Here is a 15,913-nt window from a genome sequence, read left to right on the forward strand (position 1 = left end):
TTGAGTCTCGACTGGATCTACTACGCGATCTCGTGGATCCTGCTGACCTGGCACTCGGCCTGGGACGCCATCGGCGTGCCCGTCGACGCGGTGATCGGCACGAACTGGGCCTGGATCCTCGCCATCGTCTTCCTCGTGGTGACGGTCCGGGTGATCCTCTTCCCGGTCTTCGTCAAGCAGATCAAGTCGCAGCGTGCCATGCAGGCGCTCCAGCCCAAGGTGAAGGAGCTCCAGGAGAAGCACAAGGGTGACCGGGAGACGCTCCAGAAGGAGATGATGGAGCTCTATCGGAAGGAAAAGGCCAACCCCCTGATGGGCTGCCTTCCGATGTTCCTCCAGATCCCGGTCTTCCTGGGCCTGTTCCACACGCTGAAGCGGCTCAACCCCGACAACCCGGGCAAGACCCTGTACGGCTGGACCGTCGAGCAGTTCAACAGCGCGTCCAACGCGAGTCTCTTCACCGCCCCGATCTCCGGCAAGTTCGGCTCGACCGCCGAGGAGCTGTCCCGGCTGGGCGCGAACACCGGCACGGTCAAGGTGGTCGCCGGCATCCTGGTGCTCATCATGATCGCCACCACCTACCTGACCAGCCGGCAGATGATCCTCAAGACCGGCTGGGCCGAGGACCCGCAGCAGCGGATGGTGCAGCGGCTGATGCTCTACGGCATCCCGCTCTCCCTGCTGGTCTCGGGCGCGATCTTCCCGATCGGCGTGATCATCTACTGGGTCACCAACAACCTGTTCACGCTGGGCCAGCAGCAGTGGGTGCTGCGGAAGTTCCCGCCGCTGGTGCCGCCGAAGAAGAACGCCACCCCGGGCAAGAGCCCCGTCCAGCCGGCCAAGACCGGTCTGCTCGGCCGCAAGACCGCCCAGCCCGCGGTCAAGGCGCCGGCCGCCGCGCCGAAGGTGGCCGGTCCGAAGCCGGGCGCCAAGCCGGTCAACCCGAAGAAGGGCACCGGCCGACCCGCCAAGCGTCAGGGCTGAGCCCCGCCGGGCCACCGCCACCCGGCGGTGGCCCGTCCGGTTCCCGAGCTGCCACCGAGGGTCGGCGCCGGGCCGGAACCGCCGCGCGCAGCGCGGCCACGGGCGAAACTGGCCCGTACAGACGTGCCCGTGGGCACCCGGCGAACCTCCCGCCGGCCCCCGGGAGACCAGCGGACCCCGACGGTCCGGCCGAGCGAGTACGGAGATGAGACCGTGACCGACACCAGCATCCCCAGCGCCGACCAGTCCCTGGACGAGGAGACCCCCACGGCCACCGCCACCGAGACCGAGGAGGGCACGGCCGAGGCCCGGGAGAAGAAGGCCCCGGCCGACAGCGACCTGTTCCGGCAGAGCGAGATCGCCGCCGACTACGTCGAGGGCCTGCTGGACATCCTCGACTACGACGGCGACATCGACGAGCTGGTCTCCGGCGGCCGCCCGGTCGTCGAGGTGGTCGGTGGCCGCCTGCAGAACCTGGTCGGCCAGCGCGGCGCCACCCTGGAGGCGCTCCAGGAGCTGACCCGCCTGGCGGTGTTCCGGCAGACCGGTACGCCCAGCCGGCTGCTGCTCGACGTCGGCGGCTACCGGGCCGCCCGGCGCAAGGAGTTGGCGGCGGTGGCCAAGAACGCGGTCGAGAAGGTCAAGGAGCACGGCGAACCGGTGCGCCTGGAGCCGATGTCCGCGTTCGAACGCAAGTGCGTGCACGACGTGGTCAACGCGATGACCGACGTGGAGAGCGAGTCCGAGGGTGTCGAGCCGAACCGGCGCATCATCGTCCGCCCGGTGGCGGACTGAGGCAGTGGTCTCCGACGACACGACGGCTGACGCCGTGGCCGGCCCGGGCGGTACGCCGCCCGGGCCGTCCGCTGTGCGGCCCGACCCGAGCGCCGACCCGGTCTTCTCCGACGAGGACCGGTCGGCCGACCCGGCGTACCGGCCCGCCGCGTCGGTCGAGCCCGCCTTCTCCGGCGAGCCGGCGGCGACCGGCGATGCCGTGGCGACCGATCCCGCGGCCGACGTGACGCCGGCCTTCTCCGGTGAACCGCCGGTGGACGCGGCGTCCGACGCCCCGGCAGGCCCGGTCGGCCCGGTCTTCGCCGAGCCCGCACCGTCCTCGGTGGACGGTGCGGACGCGCCTCTCGGGGACGCGGCGCCCGATCCGGCCGAGGCGACCCTGCCACCCGAGCTGGCGGAGGCGGCCAGGACGCTCTTCGGTGAGCGGCTGGACCTCGCCGCGGCGTACGCCGAGTTGCTGGCCACGGAGGGCGTGGTGCGTGGTCTGATCGGACCTCGCGAGGCGCCCCGGCTGTGGGACCGGCACCTGCTCAACTGCGCGGTCATGGCGGAGCGGATCCCGGAGGGGGCCAGCGTGATCGACGTCGGCTCCGGAGCCGGACTGCCCGGTCTGGTGCTGGCGATCGCGCGCCCCGATCTCACCGTCACCCTGGTCGAACCGCTCGCCCGTCGGGTGTCGTTCCTGATCGAGGCGGTGCAGCGGCTCGGACTCACCCGGTCCGTTCGCGTCTTCCGGGGACGGGCCGAGGAGGCGGCAGCCGGGTCGCGGGACCGGGACCCGTTGGCCGCCGACATCGTCACCGCCCGTGCGGTCGCCGCGCTGGACCGGCTCGCCGCCTGGTGCCTGCCGTTGACGGTGCCGGGTGGTCGACTTTTGGCGCTCAAGGGCGCCTCGGCGGCGGACGAGATCGCCGAACACACCGACGCGGTGGTCCGCCTGGGTGGCGGGACACCCGAACTCCACCGATGCGGCGCCGGGGTGATCGAGCCGGCGGCGACAGTGGTCGAGGTGGTCCGGGAGCGCGTGGTGAACCCGCCGCGCGCGAAGAAGCCGAAGCGTTCGCGTGGGGGCCGCAATCGGGGCGGTCGTAACCGGGATCGCTGACCCGGGCGGGCTTTCCCGGCACCCCACCCGGTCGTTGGACCGGGTGGGCGTGACCTGATCGATCGCAACCCGACGTGGACCCGCCGCGCCCGTCGGCCGTAGGCTGACCGCGCGTCGATAGTGTGGAGCGGCGGTGCCGGGCGGCGTCCGAACCCGACCGCTCCCACCGGGCCGATGACGTCGCGCGAAGCGCGAGGCCTGATTGACGGGGTGCGGACCGACCATCCGGAGCGGGTAGGGATGACAGGTGCATGACGACGGCAGGTACGACGATCCACGGCTGACCGGGCCCGACGGGCAACCCACCGGTGATCCCGTTTCACGTGAAACCAGCTACCAGGAGTGGGTGGTGAACGATCCCCACGACGCGGCACCGCATCAGCCCGTCGACCCGACGCCGCGGCGGGACGCTCCCGCGGCGGGCGCCGTACGCCCGGTGTCTTCTGTTCCGGTCAACGTGCCGCCGGCCCGCGACCCGCTCGACCCGAGCGAGGGCCCGGTGAACGCGCCGACCCCCCGTCCGGCGGTCGCGCGGGGGAACGCGGCGGTGTCGGGCCGGTTCGAGCCCCAACCGCCGGTGTCCGCAGTGCCGCATCAGCCCACCCCTGACTCCGCCCCCGTGTCGGCCGTGCCGGCCGACACGCCACCGGCAGCCGGGTACGGGGACGACACCGGGACCACCACGTACGTTTCACGTGAAACCCCGACGCGCGAAGAGGATGACCCACCGTTGGCTATGGAGGCGATGCGCGCCGTGCAGATCCTGAATCCCAGTGGCGAGGTCACCATGCCGCGCCCCGACCGGACCCGGGTGATGTGCGTCGCCAACCAGAAAGGTGGCGTGGGCAAGACCACCACCACTGTGAACTTGGCGGTGGCGCTCGCGCTGCACGGCAACCGGGTGCTCGTGGTCGACCTCGACCCGCAGGGCAACGCGTCCACCGGGCTCAACGTGCCGCACCACACGGGCGTGCCGGACGTCTACGACTGCCTCATCGACAGCGTGCCGCTGGAGGAGGTGGCCCAGGCGGTGGAGGGCATCCCCAACCTGTGGTGCGTGCCCGCCACCATAGATCTGGCCGGTGCCGAGATCGAGCTGGTCTCGGTGGTCGCCCGGGAGTCCCGCCTGGCGCGGGCCATCGCCGCGTACCCCGGTCACTTCGACTACGTCTTCATCGACTGCCCGCCCTCGCTCGGCCTCCTGACGGTCAACGCGCTCGTGGCCGCGCAAGAGGTGCTGATCCCCATCCAGTGCGAGTACTACGCGCTGGAAGGGCTCAACCAGCTGATCAACAACATCAACCTGGTACGCCAGCACCTGAACCCGCAGCTCGAGGTCTCGACCATCCTGCTGACCATGTACGACCGGCGTACCCGGCTGGCCGACGCGGTGGAGCAGGACGTCCGGAACCACTTCGGGGACAAGGTGCTGCAGGCTGTCATCCCCCGGAACGTGCGGGTCTCCGAGGCGCCCAGCTACGGCCAGTCGGTGATGACCTACGATCCCGGTTCGCGGGGTGCCACGAGCTACTTCGAGGCCGCCCAGGAGATCGCCGAGCGAGGCGTCAAGGAGCCGGTGAGCCGGAATGCGTAGTGCGGAGATGTCGCTGGGAGGCGTCGCATGAAGAACCGTCCCCGCGGCGGTCTGGGCCGAGGGCTCGGTGCCCTCATCCCCACCGGGCCGGTGGCAGGAGCCGACTCGGAAGGTGGCGAGTCGACGGCGGCGACCCCCGCGTCGGTGACCCCCGCCAACGGCGCCACGGCAGCAGTCACCCGAGCGAGCGGCGGGACCGCGTCCCCCGCCGTCGCGCCGGAGCCTCAGCTGAGCCCGGTGCCGGGCGCCCGCTTCGCCGAGATCCCGGTCGACGCCATCGTGCCGAACCCGAAGCAGCCCCGGCACGTCTTCGACGAGGACGCGCTGGAGGAGCTCAAGACCTCGATCCAGGAGGTCGGCTTCCTCCAGCCGATCGTCGTCCGGCAGCTCGACCCGGAGAAGTACGAACTCGTCATGGGTGAGCGGCGCTGGCGCGCCGCCCAGGCGGTCGGCCGGGAGAACATTCCGGCGATCGTCCGGGAGACCAAGGACGACGCGATGCTCCGGGACGCGCTGCTGGAGAACATCCACCGCGCCAACCTGAACCCGCTCGAAGAGGCGGCCGCGTACCAGCAACTGCTGGAGGAGTTCGGGGCCACCCACGAGGAGTTGGCTCGGCGGATCGGCCGCAGCCGCCCGCAGATCTCCAACACCATCCGGCTGATGAACCTCCCGGCCGCCGTACAGCGCAGGGTCGCCGCCGGCGTGCTTTCGGCCGGTCACGCCCGGGCGTTGCTCAGCCTGGAGGACGCCGAGGCCCAGGAGCATCTCGCCACCCGGATCGTCGCCGAGGGCATCTCGGTACGCGGCACCGAGGAACTGGTGGCGCTGGCGCTCGCGGACGGACCGGCGAAGGCACCCGCGGCGAAGCGGCGGACCAAGCCACACGCCCCCGCGCTCTCCGATCTGGCCGACCGGCTCTCGGACCGGTTCGACACCCGGGTGAAGGTCGACATCGGCCGGAGCAAGGGCAAGATCACGATCGAGTTCGCGACCGTCGACGACCTTGAGCGGATCGTCGGCATCATCGGCGTGGGCGAGGAAGAGCAATCCGGCGACTGAGTTCCGGCCCCCTCGTTCGTTCCCGGCCGCACCGCCCGTGAGGGAGGTGCGGCCGGACTCGTTCGGTCCGGCGTCTCGCGAGTCTCCGCGTTGCTCGGTCCTCGGCGAGCTGCGAGCCGAGCCGATGTCCGCAACGGGCGGCCAGGGTGAACGGTGCCCCGTGCCCCTCGCTGGCGGCCGGTTTCACGTGAAACGGCCAACCTGGATGTCGAAAGCAGAAAGAGGGGATTGTCGGAGGGGCGCGACGGTCGTCAGCCGACCGAGGTGGCGGTCGTGACGGCGTCCGACCGGCGGGGGTGGGCCAGTACTGCACCCCGGCGGCTGACAGGGGATCGCGTCTGGGGTTCACAGTCCGCCACTCGCGACCCGTCCTGGATCGCCTGGCCTTCGAGGGGCAGGGCTGTTGGTGGGCTCGGGCGACAGCGGCTCCCGGCCCAACCGTCGTCGGTCACCACATCCCCGAGTTCGCCGAGCGGCCGTGCCGACCTGTGACGGTCCACCGTGCGTCGAGCCGTCCTGTGTCGGGCGGGCCGGCTGGCGGATCGCCGGCTTTGGCGTCCTGCGGGCCGGGCCGCCGGGCCGACCGTCGACGGACCGCCTCTCCGCCGAGGCCCCCACCTCCCCGCCACCCCCGCCCAGCCGGACCGGTAACGGCGGACGGTCGGCGTCCCGGCGCGGAGGCCGACCGCCGTCGCTGCTGCCCGACCGACGTCGGCCGTCACTGCTCGCGGTCCGACGTCGGCCGTCACTGCTCGCGGTCCGACGTCGGCCGTCACTGCTCGCGGTCCGACGTCGGCCGTCACTGCTCGCGGTCCGACGTCGGCCGTCACTGCTCGCGGTCCGACGTCGGCCGTCACTGCTCGGGGTCGGGCGAGCGGACGGCGTCGAACCGGCACCCTCGGGATGGCGGACCGCCAACGGCAGAGAGTCGGCCGACATCGCGAGCGCCCGCTCGCCCCCTGCCCTCAGCCCAGAGATTGCGCGTCGCCCCACCCCCGCCGCCGCCTTGACGCGCCCAGGCCGCTGAGTCGTCACCAGGCAGGCGAGATCGCCGAGCCGGGGTCTCAGGAGGCATTCGCCCCGGAACGGGCTTCCTGGGCACCTGAGGCCGCCGTTTCACGTGAAACGGCGGAGGGGAGCCGGACGCCCCGAACGCCCCTCCTGTCGGCGGCTACCCTGACCGGCCCGCCGCACGGGCCTGGGACCGGGTCCGCACCCGTTGCGCCCCGTCATTTCCGTGGCCCGGTTTCACGTGAAACGAACGCCGCAGCAGCCGGCGGTCGGCGACGAAAGCCCCCGGAGTCCCGGCCGCGACTACCGCCACCTTTCCGCACCGACAACGCCGGCACGGATCGATGCGTCGCTCGTTGAGAGGGGAGGGCCGAGGATCCGAACGATCTCCCTCGGTTATCCACAGGCGTTGTCCACAGGCTGGCTCCGTTTCACGTGAAACACGGCGCGGAAACCGTTGCTGAGCTGTGGATGACGGTCCGTACTGGTGATCTCGGCACCCTGTGGACAACGTGGTGGACAAGGGCTGTGGATCGTCGCTCAACTACCGATGGCCCGGGGGAACGGGTAGGGACAGGCGTCGCCAACTCGGTTAGGGTCAGCGTCGTGCAGGACACCCCTCCCTCAGTCCCGGACTTCACCCAGTGGCCCTCCTTCCCCTTCGAGGGCGATCTCCGCGTCAAGCAGATCGACGATCCCGTCGCGGTCGAACCTCCCCGCCGGGGAGAGGCGGACCGCGAGTGCACCGCCTGCAACGCGCCCGACGAGGCGTACATCTGGGTCGGCGAACGGTGGCGGGTGCGCGCCATGGACCGGCCGACCGGGCTGCCGATGGTGCTGATCCTGGAGTCCCGCTCCCACCTCGATCTCGGTGACCTGCCGAACCTCCTCGCCGCCGAGCTGGGCGTGATGACCGTCCGTCTGGAGCGGGCCGTCCGCTCGCTGGACGGGGTGGCCCGGGTGCACGTCAACCGGTGGGGCGACGGCTCGGCGCACCTGCACATGTGGTTCCTGGCCCGGCCGTACGGGCGACTGCAACTGCGGGGCACGTTCCTGTCGCTCTGGGACTCGATCCTGCCGCCGATCTCCGAGGAGCAGTGGCGGGAGAACCTCGCCATGGTCGCCGCGTGGCTCGCCGAGTTCGGTGGCCGTCCGCTCGCCGAGCCGCCCCGCATCCGGTGGGAGGCGCCGTCCACCCTCTCCCCGTCGCCCACGAGCGTGACCGAGGAGCCCGAGGAGGAGTCCGCGTCGGTGATCGAGGCGGCGGACGAGATCCCCGAGTCGGAGGCCGCGGAGCAGACCGCCGAGGCGGATGTCGCGGAAGACCTGGAGATGCGCAGCGGCCACCCCGCCGATGCCGCCGCCGACGAGCACGCCGACGGTGATCCGGTGGGCGAGGAGAGCGGGAGCGCCGAGACCGGAACCGCCGGACGCGCGGACGTGGGCGACGAGCCGGAGGGTGGGAGCGACGAGCCGTCCGCCGGCGTCACGGACGAGGACGGCCGGTCCGCCGGGAACGGCGGGCGGGCGGCGTCGGCGCGTACCGCCGGCTGACTCGGGTCAGCGGCGGCGGGCGGCCCGGCTCACCAGCGTGCCGAGCACCCGGCCGAAGTCGAGCCCGGCCGCCTGGATGGCGAGCGGCAGCAGCGAGGTCTCGGTCATGCCCGGCGACACGTTGACCTCCAGCACGTGCGGCCGGCCCTCCGCGTCGACGATCAGGTCGACCCGGGACAGGTCCCGCAGGCCGAGGGCGGTGTGTGCGGCGAGCGCCACCTCGGTCACCTGCGCGGTGGTCGCGGCGTCGAGTCGGGCGGGGGCGTGCCACGTGGTGCGTCCCGCCGTGTAGCGGGCGGCGTAGTCGTAGACGCCGTTGCGCGGCACGATCTCCACCGGCGGCAGGGCTCGCGGCCCCTCGCCCAGGTCGAGCACGGAGACCGCGACGTCCATCCCGGGCACGTAGCGCTCCACCAGCGCCGTCTGGTCGTAGGCGAAGCAGCCGACCATCGCGGCCGGCAGCGACGCGGCCTCCCGGACCACGGCGGCGCCCAGGCCCGACCCGCCCTGCGCCGGCTTGACCATCAGCGGCAGCCCGAGGCGGTCGACGATCCGGTCCAGCACCGCCACCGCACCCAGCTCGGAGAAACGGTCGTGCGGCAGGGCCACCCAGTCGGGGGTGGGGATGCCCGCCTCGCGCAGCACCGCCTTGGCCGACGGCTTGTCCCAGGCGAGCCGGGAGGAGCGGGCGTCGCAGCCGACGTAGGGCACGTCGCAGAGGTCGAGGACGCCGCGCAGCGAGCCGTCCTCGCCGGTCGCGCCGTGCAGGGCGATCACCACCGCGTCCGGCGGGTCGGCGGTCAGGGCGGGGAGCAGCGCGACGTCGGCGTCCCGGAGGTCCGCCTCCACGCCGACCGCGCGCAGCGCGTCGAGCACCCGGCGGCCCGACCGCAACGAGACGTCCCGTTCGTAGGAGAGTCCGCCGGCGAGCACCAGCACGCGCAGCTCGTCGGAGGTGGGTCCGGTCACGGGAGTCGGTGCGGCAGGGCTGTCGGCCATGCGGGAATCATGCCAAGTCGGGGCCGGGCGCGTCCGAGCCGCCCTGGCGTCGGCGCGGACCGGCGCCGCCGACCGCACCGAAGACCTTCCGCATCGCGATCTCCTGCTCCATCACGCCGGCCAGCCGGCGGACGCCCTCCCGGATCCGCTCCGGCGGCGGGAAGGAGAAGTTGAGCCGCATGTTCCCGGCGCCCGTGCCGTCCGCGTAGAAACCGGTTCCCGGCACGTACGCGACCCGGGCGGCCACGGCGCGCGGCATCATCGCCTTGGAGTCGAGGCCCTCGGGCAGGGTCGCCCAGACGAACAGGCCGCCACCCGGCGTGGTCCAGGTGGTGCCCTCCGGCATCAGGTCGGCCATCGCGTCGAGCAGCGCGTCCCGGCGCTCGCGGTAGACCTCCCGGTAGACCTTGAGCTGCTGCCGCCACGGCATCGTGCCCAGGTAGGTCGAGACGGCCGCCTGCGCGTAGCCGCTGGGACAGAGGATCTGCGCCTCGCTGGCGATGACCAGCTTGTCGCGGACCGCGTGCGGGGCGAGGATCCAGCCCACCCGCAGACCGGGCGCGAAGGTCTTGGAGAACGTGCTCAGGTAGAAGACGCCGTCGCGCCGCCGGGCCCGCAGCGGCGCGGGCGCCTCACCGGAGAAACCGAGCTGACCGTACGGGTCGTCCTCCACCACGAGCAGCCCCGCGCGCTCACAGATGTCGAGCACCCGCTCCCGCCGCTCCTCGCTCAACGTCACGCCGGTCGGGTTCTGGTAGGTCGGGATGGTGTAGAGGAACTTCACCCGCCGGCCGGCCCGGGCCAGGTCGGCGATCGCCACCTCCAACGCCTCCGGGATGAGCCCCTCGTCGTCCATCGGCACGTGGGCCACCTGAGCCTGGGCGGCCTGGAACACCCCGAGCGCGCCGACGTACGTCGGGCCCTCGGCGAGCACCACGTCACCCGGGTCCAGGAAGAGGCGGGCCACCAGGTCGAGCGCCTGCTGACCGCCGACGGTCACCACCACGTCCTCCGGGGAGGCGCCGCACGACGCGTCGATCCCGGACAGGGACATCACCTCGCAGATCCGCTCACGCAGCTCCGGGGTGCCCTGGCCGATGCCGTACTGGAGGGTGGTGGCGCCGTGCTCCGCGCCGAGCCGGCCGAGCATCTCGCCGACCGCGTCCAGCGGCAGCGCCGCGATGTAGGGAGCCCCACCGGCGAGCGAGACGACCTCCGGGCGGCTGGCGACCGCGAAGAGTGCCCGGATCTCCGACGCGGTCATCCCCCGGACGCGCCGGGCGTACCGGTCGGTGTAGTCGTCGAGCGTCGTGCCGGTCATGACATCACCTCGATCGGGTGTCGGCGGGGCTGCCGCCCGGTGTGGTACCCGCGATGCCGGCATCCATTGGCGGCGCGCGCGGCCGGTTGGTCGATCGTAGTCCCTGGTGACCGTCACGGGACCCACCGTGTGGACACGTCCACATCCCGGACCGGCGGTCCGCCGCCCGGGTGGAGGTTCGCGCGTCCTCTCCCGTACCGGCGGGTGGCGGCGTACGATCGCTCGTCGGGGGCAGGAGGGCTGCGGGACACCGCGCAGGCCGACGCTCCGAGACTTGTTGGTGGGGTGCGCTCATGTCGCGACGTCTGGTCAGCCTGACCCTGGACACCCTGGAGGACCTTCCCCGATCCTGCCGGCGGTGCGTCTACTGGGAGCTGGATCCGGTTTCCGCCGAGCGGGCCTGCGCGGCCGGCGACCCGGGCCTGGAGAAGGAGGCGTGGGTCTCCCAGACACTGCTGGAGTGGGGCTCCTGCGGCAAGCTGGTCTACGTCGACGGCATGCCGGCCGGTTTCGTCATGTACGCCCCACCGGCGTACGTCCCGCGCTCGATGGCCTTTCCCACCTCGCCGGTCTCGGCGGACGCGGCGCTGTTGATGACGGCGCACGTGGTGCCCGCCTTCGCCGACGGCGGCCTGGGCCGGATGCTCGTCCAGGGCGTGGCCCGCGACCTGACCAAGCGCGGCATCAAGGCGATCGAGGCGTTCGGTGACGCCAAGTTCGGCGACGACGCGGACAGCCCGACCCGGGCGTGCCTCGCGCCGGTCGACTTCTTCCTCTCGGTGGGCTTCAAGACCGTCCGCCCGCACCCGCGCTACCCGCGGCTGCGGCTGGAACTGCGCACGGCGCTGAGCTGGAAGTCCGACGTCGAGTACGCGTTGGAGAAGCTGCTCGGCTCGATGAGCCCGGAGACGCTGCTGCGCCCGGTGCGGCCGGCGCCGGCCACCCGCTCGACGAGCTGACCCGGTCAGTCGACCACGGTGCCGGCGGCCACGATCGCCCGCAGCTCGCTCACGTCGATCGAGCCGGTCGGCACGTCCCGCTCGATCGGCAGGTACATCCGCTGCACCCCGGCCACGATCGCCTCGACGACCCGGTCCCGGAACCGGGGGTCGACCAGCCGGCCCAGGTCGTCCGGTGAGGTCAGGTAGCCCACCTCGACGCGGACCGCCGGCATCCGGGTGAGGCGCAGCAGCTCCCACGCCTTCGCGTGGGTGCGGCAGTCGCGCAGCCCGGTGCGGGCCACGATCTCCCGTTGCACCAGCCCGGCCAGGCGTTCCCCGGTGGCCGAGGTGACGCCGTTGTCGGTGCCGTAGTGGTAGGTCGCGACGCCGTCGGCCTCCGGGTTGGCGTGCCCGTCGACGTGCAGCGAGATGAACACGTCGGCGCCGAGCGAGTTGGCCAGCTGGGCCCGGTCCGCGTCGGGCAGGCAGGCCGCCGGTGACGGACCGCGGGTCAGCTGCACCCGTACGCCGGCGGCGGCGAGCCGTCCCTCCAGTCGGCTGGCCAGGTCGTGCACCAGGTCCGCCTCGGTCCAGCGCAGCGTGCCGTCCGGCACCACCACGCCGGGGTCGGTGCCGCCGTGACCCGGGTCGATCACCACGGTCCGGCCGACCAGGGTCGGGCCGGCCTGGCGGATGGCGTCGGACTCGCGCAGCCACTGCGGCCGCCCGCCGACGACCTTGCGGCCGAGGCGGCGCAGCGCGTTGACGGTGTGCGGACCGCAGGAGCCGTCCGGCTTGAGCCCCATCTCGCGCTGGAACTGGGCCACCGCCCGGGAGGTGCGGATGCCGTAGATGGCGTCGGCCCGGCCGACGTCGTACCCCATCTCCAGCAGACGTTCCTGGAGGGACCGGACGTCCTCGCCGGTGAGCGGCTCGGGCACGGCGTGGTAGAGGGCGCGGGCGCCGAACCGCCAGCGCGCCGCGTCCAGCGCCCGCCAGGTCTCCGCGCCGACCCTCCCGTCGACGCTGAGGCCCCGGGACTGCTGGAAGGCACGGACGGCGCGTTCCGTCGCGGTGTCGTAGTCGTCGTGGCCCGGGCCGTCGGCCGGGAGAAGTTCCAGGCCGGCGAGGACGGTGCGGATCTCGGCCACCGCGGGTCCCCGGTCACCGGGTCGGATCGGACGCACGACGACCCCCTCTGCACGGACGTTGGCGGACCGGGAACTCCGACGGACGCTTACGGAGCGTACCGTGACCCGTCACTGTCCGGGTTCGTGTTCACGCAGGTCAGGAAAGCCGGAAGCCCCGCCACCCGGGTGGGGTGACGGGGCTTCCGACGGTGTCGGTCCGGGTCAGAGCGCCGACTCGATGAGTCGGACCAGCTCGCCCTTGGGCTTGGCCCCGGCGATCGACTGGACCGGCTCGCCGTTCTTGAAGATGGTCAGCGTCGGCACGGACATCACCCGGTAGGTGCGCGCCGTCTCGGGGTTCTCGTCGATGTTGAGCTTGACGATGGTGACCTGGTCAGCCATCTCGCCCGCGATCTCCTCCAGCAGCGGCGAGACCTTGCGGCACGGACCGCACCACTCCGCCCAGAAGTCGACCAGAACCGGCTTGTCGGACTTCAGCACGTCGCTCGCGAAGCTCGCGTCCGTGACCGCCTTGGTGGCTCCCACTATGAAACCCCTCCTCCTCGTGAAAATTCTCAGCCCTGCAGGGTGGCGATGAAGCGCTCGGCGTCCAGCGCGGCGGCGCACCCGGTGCCGGCGGCCGTGATGGCCTGCCGGTAGGTGTGGTCGACCAGGTCGCCGGCGGCGAACACGCCCGGCACGTTCGTGCGGGTGCTCGGCGCCTGGACCTTCACGTAACCCTCGTCGTCCATCTCGACCTGGCCGCGGAACAGCTCGCTGCGCGGGTCGTGACCGATCGCCACGAAGACGCCGGTGACGTCGAGCACCTTGCTCTCGCCGGTGTGCACGTTGCGCACCCGGACGCCGCTGACCTTGCCGTCCTCGCCGAGGATCTCCTCGACGGTGGTGTTCCACTCGACCTTGATCTTCTCGTTGCCCAGCGCCCGCTCGGCCATGATCTTGCTGGCGCGGAACGAGTCGCGGCGGTGCAGGATCGTCACCGACTCGGCGAAGCGGGTGAGGAAGCTCGCCTCCTCCATGGCCGAGTCGCCGCCGCCGACCACCACGATGTGCTGGTTGCGGAAGAAGAAGCCGTCACAGGTGGCACAGGACGACACACCGTGGCCCAGGTATTCCTGCTCGCCCGGCACGCCCAGCGGACGCCACGCGGAGCCGGTGGAGAGGATGACGGCCCGGGCCCGGTAGGCGGTCTCGCCCACCCAGACGGTGCTCACCGCGTCGGAGCCGATCTCGCCGGTGTCCTTCAGCTCGACCCGGGTCACGTCGTCGGTGAGGAACTCGGCACCGAACCGCTCGGCCTGCTTACGCATGTTGTCCATCAGCTCGGGGCCGAGGATGCCGTCCGCGAAGCCGGGGAAGTTCTCCACCTCGGTGGTGGTCATCAGCGCGCCACCGGACTGCACGCCCTCGATCACCAGCGGCTTGAGGTTGGCACGCGCGGCGTAGACCGCCGCGGTGTAACCGGCCGGCCCGGAGCCGATGATGATCAGGTTGCGGACCTCGTCCACTGCCGTCTCCCGATGTGTGTGTTCGTCACCGGTGCGCACCGATGTCGATCCCTAGTGCCGACGGCTCTCCGAGGCGCCGGCGCCTGACTTGCAGAACGCCATCGTACGAAGCGGGGATTCCCGAGCCGGTCATCCGGTGGGTCACGTCACGTGGCGGGACAGGCGCGGTGACCGCGGTTTCACCCTACCCGCGTACGGAACCGGGTGTCCGCGCCGGACCCGGGTACGCCGCATTCCGGGCCGCTCACCCACCCCCATCGGGTGCCGCCGGCGTCGGAGAACGTCACCACCAGCGCCGGCGCGCCCTGGAACCGGGCGTAGTCGACCAGGTCGACGGTGAGGGGTGGGGCGCCGTGCTCGGCGCCGATCGCGGTCAGGCAGCCGGCCAGCGCCTCGGGCCGGGCCAGCCGGTCCAGCCCGCCGACGGCGCCGAGGCGGTTCTTCTCGGCGGAGAGCGGGGTCTGCCGGCCGTCGTCCGCCGCACCCGACGGCCCAGCCATGTCCGGTCGCATCGACTTCGGCGACGGGACGGCTGCGGCGGCGGCGGCCCGGCTGCCGGCGAGGCGCTCCGGGGTCCAGTCCGTGCCGCTGCGCAGCGTCGGCCCGGTCGTCCGGTAGGGCGCGGCGGCCATCGGGGCCGCCTCCCCGGCCGCCCGGTCGGCAGTGCTGCCGGAGCTGTCACCCCCCACGTCCGCCAGCCGGCCCACACCCAGGCCCACCGCCGCGACCGAGGCCGCGGCCAGCGCCACCGGGCCGGCCAGTCGGGCCCAGCGTCGGGAGCGTCGGCCCGGACCGGTGCTCCGCCCGGGCCGCTCCGCCGCGCCCGGCGGGCGGGTCACCCGGCCCGGCTGTGCCGGTACGACGTCCCGCAGCGCGCGGTCCGGGTCGGTGGCCGGTGCCGGTCCGGCGCCGGCGAGCGCGGCGGTGATCCGGTCCGCCACCGCCACCGGCATCTCCGGCGCGGGCTCGGCGGCCCAGTCGGCCAGGTCGGCGTGCACCAGGTCGACCGCGTGGGCCAGGCTCGCGTACGCCTCGCGCCACGCCGGGTCCCGCTCGACCAGCCGGGCGACGGTCGCCTGCTCGGGGGTGCCGTCCAGCGCCCCGCCGAGGTAGTCGGCGAGCAGGTCGTGGTCGACCTCGCTGAACTCCCGGGACGTCACGGCTCCTCCTGGCTGACCGAGTGCCGGGACGCTCCCGACGAGGATCCGACGCCCTCGGACGGCCGGCGGTTCCCCGCCGTGACCCGGGGCACGTCCACGGCGTCGTCCGAGCCGGTGCGCAGGTGCCCGAGAAGCACGGCGAGTCGGGCCCGGCCCCGGGCGCAGCGGCTCTTCACCGTCCCCTCGGCGACGTCGAGCATCCGGGCCACCTCGGCCACCGGGTAGCCCTGCACGTCCACCAGGACCAGCGCGGCCCGCTGCTCCGCCGGCAGCGCCGCGAGCGCCTGCCGGACCACCAGCGCGGTCTCGTGGTCCCGGGCGGGCGCGGCCGGCTCGACCCCGCCGGTGTGCCGGCCCGGTTCGCCGTCGGTGTGCACCCCGTCGGGCAGCGGGACGGTGGCGTGGGTCTGACGTCGACGCATCCGGTCCAGGCAGGCGTTCACCACGATCCGGTGCAGCCAGGTGGTGACCGCCGAGTCGCCCCGGAAGCGGGCCGCGGCGCGGTGGGCCGACAGCATGGCGTCCTGGAGCGCGTCGGCCGCGTCCTCGCGGTCGCCGATGGTCCGCAGGGCCACCGCCCAGAGCCGGTCGCGGTGGCGGTGGAACAGCTCGGTGAAGGCGTCCCGGTCGCCCGCGACATGGGCCCGGAGCAGCTCCAGGTCGGATCTGCCCGGCTCGCCGCCGCCGGAGCCCGCCATCACCACGTCCGGCGGAGGTGGCGCGACGGG

Annotated in this window: 14 protein-coding genes; 7 read left to right on the forward strand and 7 right to left on the reverse strand. The window is 72.9% G+C overall.

Annotated features, from left to right (window positions below):
• The 6 genes from yidC (at position 1) to GA0070622_RS32950 (ending at position 8,105) form a co-directional block, all read left to right on the forward strand.
• Positions 1–984: a membrane protein insertase YidC gene (gene yidC / locus GA0070622_RS02335; protein WP_091567661.1), complete on the forward strand. Its 984-nt coding sequence runs from the start codon at positions 1–3 to the stop codon at positions 982–984.
• A 213-nt stretch (positions 985–1,197) separates the two neighbouring features.
• Positions 1,198–1,779, forward strand: coding sequence for a Jag family protein (locus GA0070622_RS02340; protein ID WP_091567666.1), 582 nt, complete (start codon positions 1,198–1,200; stop codon positions 1,777–1,779).
• Positions 1,780–2,101: 322 nt separating this feature from the next.
• On the forward strand, positions 2,102–2,884 hold the full coding sequence (gene rsmG, locus GA0070622_RS32350) for a 16S rRNA (guanine(527)-N(7))-methyltransferase RsmG (protein WP_245666516.1): 783 nt from the start codon (positions 2,102–2,104) through the stop codon (positions 2,882–2,884).
• Between the two features lie 247 nt (positions 2,885–3,131).
• Positions 3,132–4,478 carry a ParA family protein gene (locus GA0070622_RS33405; protein ID WP_091567673.1) on the forward strand — a complete coding sequence of 449 codons (1,347 nt, stop codon included), beginning with the start codon at positions 3,132–3,134 and terminating at the stop codon, positions 4,476–4,478.
• 27 nt (positions 4,479–4,505) lie between these two features.
• Positions 4,506–5,540, forward strand: coding sequence for a ParB/RepB/Spo0J family partition protein (locus GA0070622_RS02355; RefSeq protein WP_091567677.1), 1,035 nt, complete (start codon positions 4,506–4,508; stop codon positions 5,538–5,540).
• Between the two features lie 1,617 nt (positions 5,541–7,157).
• Entirely contained in the window at positions 7,158–8,105 is a 948-nt protein-coding gene (locus tag GA0070622_RS32950; protein ID WP_245666103.1) for a hypothetical protein, read from the forward strand.
• A 6-nt stretch (positions 8,106–8,111) separates the two neighbouring features.
• On the opposite strand, the gene GA0070622_RS02365 is transcribed toward GA0070622_RS32950, so the two are convergent.
• The gene (locus GA0070622_RS02365; protein WP_091567682.1) at positions 8,112–9,104 is read right to left on the reverse strand and encodes a D-alanine--D-alanine ligase family protein; all 993 of its coding nucleotides are present in this window, start codon (positions 9,102–9,104) and stop codon (positions 8,112–8,114) included.
• A 7-nt stretch (positions 9,105–9,111) separates the two neighbouring features.
• The gene (locus GA0070622_RS02370; protein ID WP_091567686.1) at positions 9,112–10,425 is read right to left on the reverse strand and encodes an aminotransferase-like domain-containing protein; all 1,314 of its coding nucleotides are present in this window, start codon (positions 10,423–10,425) and stop codon (positions 9,112–9,114) included.
• 293 nt (positions 10,426–10,718) lie between these two features.
• Here GA0070622_RS02370 and GA0070622_RS02375 point away from each other — a divergent pair, with 293 nt between their 5' ends.
• Positions 10,719–11,384, forward strand: coding sequence for a GNAT family N-acetyltransferase (locus GA0070622_RS02375; RefSeq protein WP_091567690.1), 666 nt, complete (start codon positions 10,719–10,721; stop codon positions 11,382–11,384).
• Positions 11,385–11,389: 5 nt separating this feature from the next.
• On the opposite strand, the gene GA0070622_RS02380 is transcribed toward GA0070622_RS02375, so the two are convergent.
• The 5 genes from GA0070622_RS02380 to sigM all read right to left on the reverse strand — a co-directional run bounded on the left by GA0070622_RS02380 (position 11,390) and on the right by sigM (position 15,883).
• Positions 11,390–12,553, reverse strand: coding sequence for an N-acetylmuramoyl-L-alanine amidase (locus tag GA0070622_RS02380; protein ID WP_091567695.1), 1,164 nt, complete (start codon positions 12,551–12,553; stop codon positions 11,390–11,392).
• A 165-nt stretch (positions 12,554–12,718) separates the two neighbouring features.
• Positions 12,719–13,042: a thioredoxin gene (trxA, locus tag GA0070622_RS02385; RefSeq protein WP_091567699.1), complete on the reverse strand. Its 324-nt coding sequence runs from the start codon at positions 13,040–13,042 to the stop codon at positions 12,719–12,721.
• Between the two features lie 29 nt (positions 13,043–13,071).
• Positions 13,072–14,025, reverse strand: a complete 954-nt coding sequence (trxB, locus tag GA0070622_RS02390; RefSeq protein WP_091567702.1) for a thioredoxin-disulfide reductase — start codon at positions 14,023–14,025, stop codon at positions 13,072–13,074.
• Between the two features lie 179 nt (positions 14,026–14,204).
• Complete coding sequence (locus GA0070622_RS02395; protein ID WP_091567706.1) at positions 14,205–15,185, reverse strand: hypothetical protein; 981 nt, start codon at positions 15,183–15,185, stop codon at positions 14,205–14,207.
• Entirely contained in the window at positions 15,182–15,883 is a 702-nt protein-coding gene (gene sigM, locus GA0070622_RS02400) for an RNA polymerase sigma factor SigM (RefSeq protein WP_091567709.1), read from the reverse strand. The genes GA0070622_RS02395 and sigM overlap by 4 nt, the downstream gene beginning before the upstream one ends.
• Positions 15,884–15,913 lie beyond the last annotated feature (30 nt).

It is taken from the genome of Micromonospora sediminicola (genome assembly GCF_900089585.1).
In the GTDB taxonomy this organism is placed as follows: Bacteria; Actinomycetota; Actinomycetes; order Mycobacteriales; family Micromonosporaceae; genus Micromonospora; species Micromonospora sediminicola.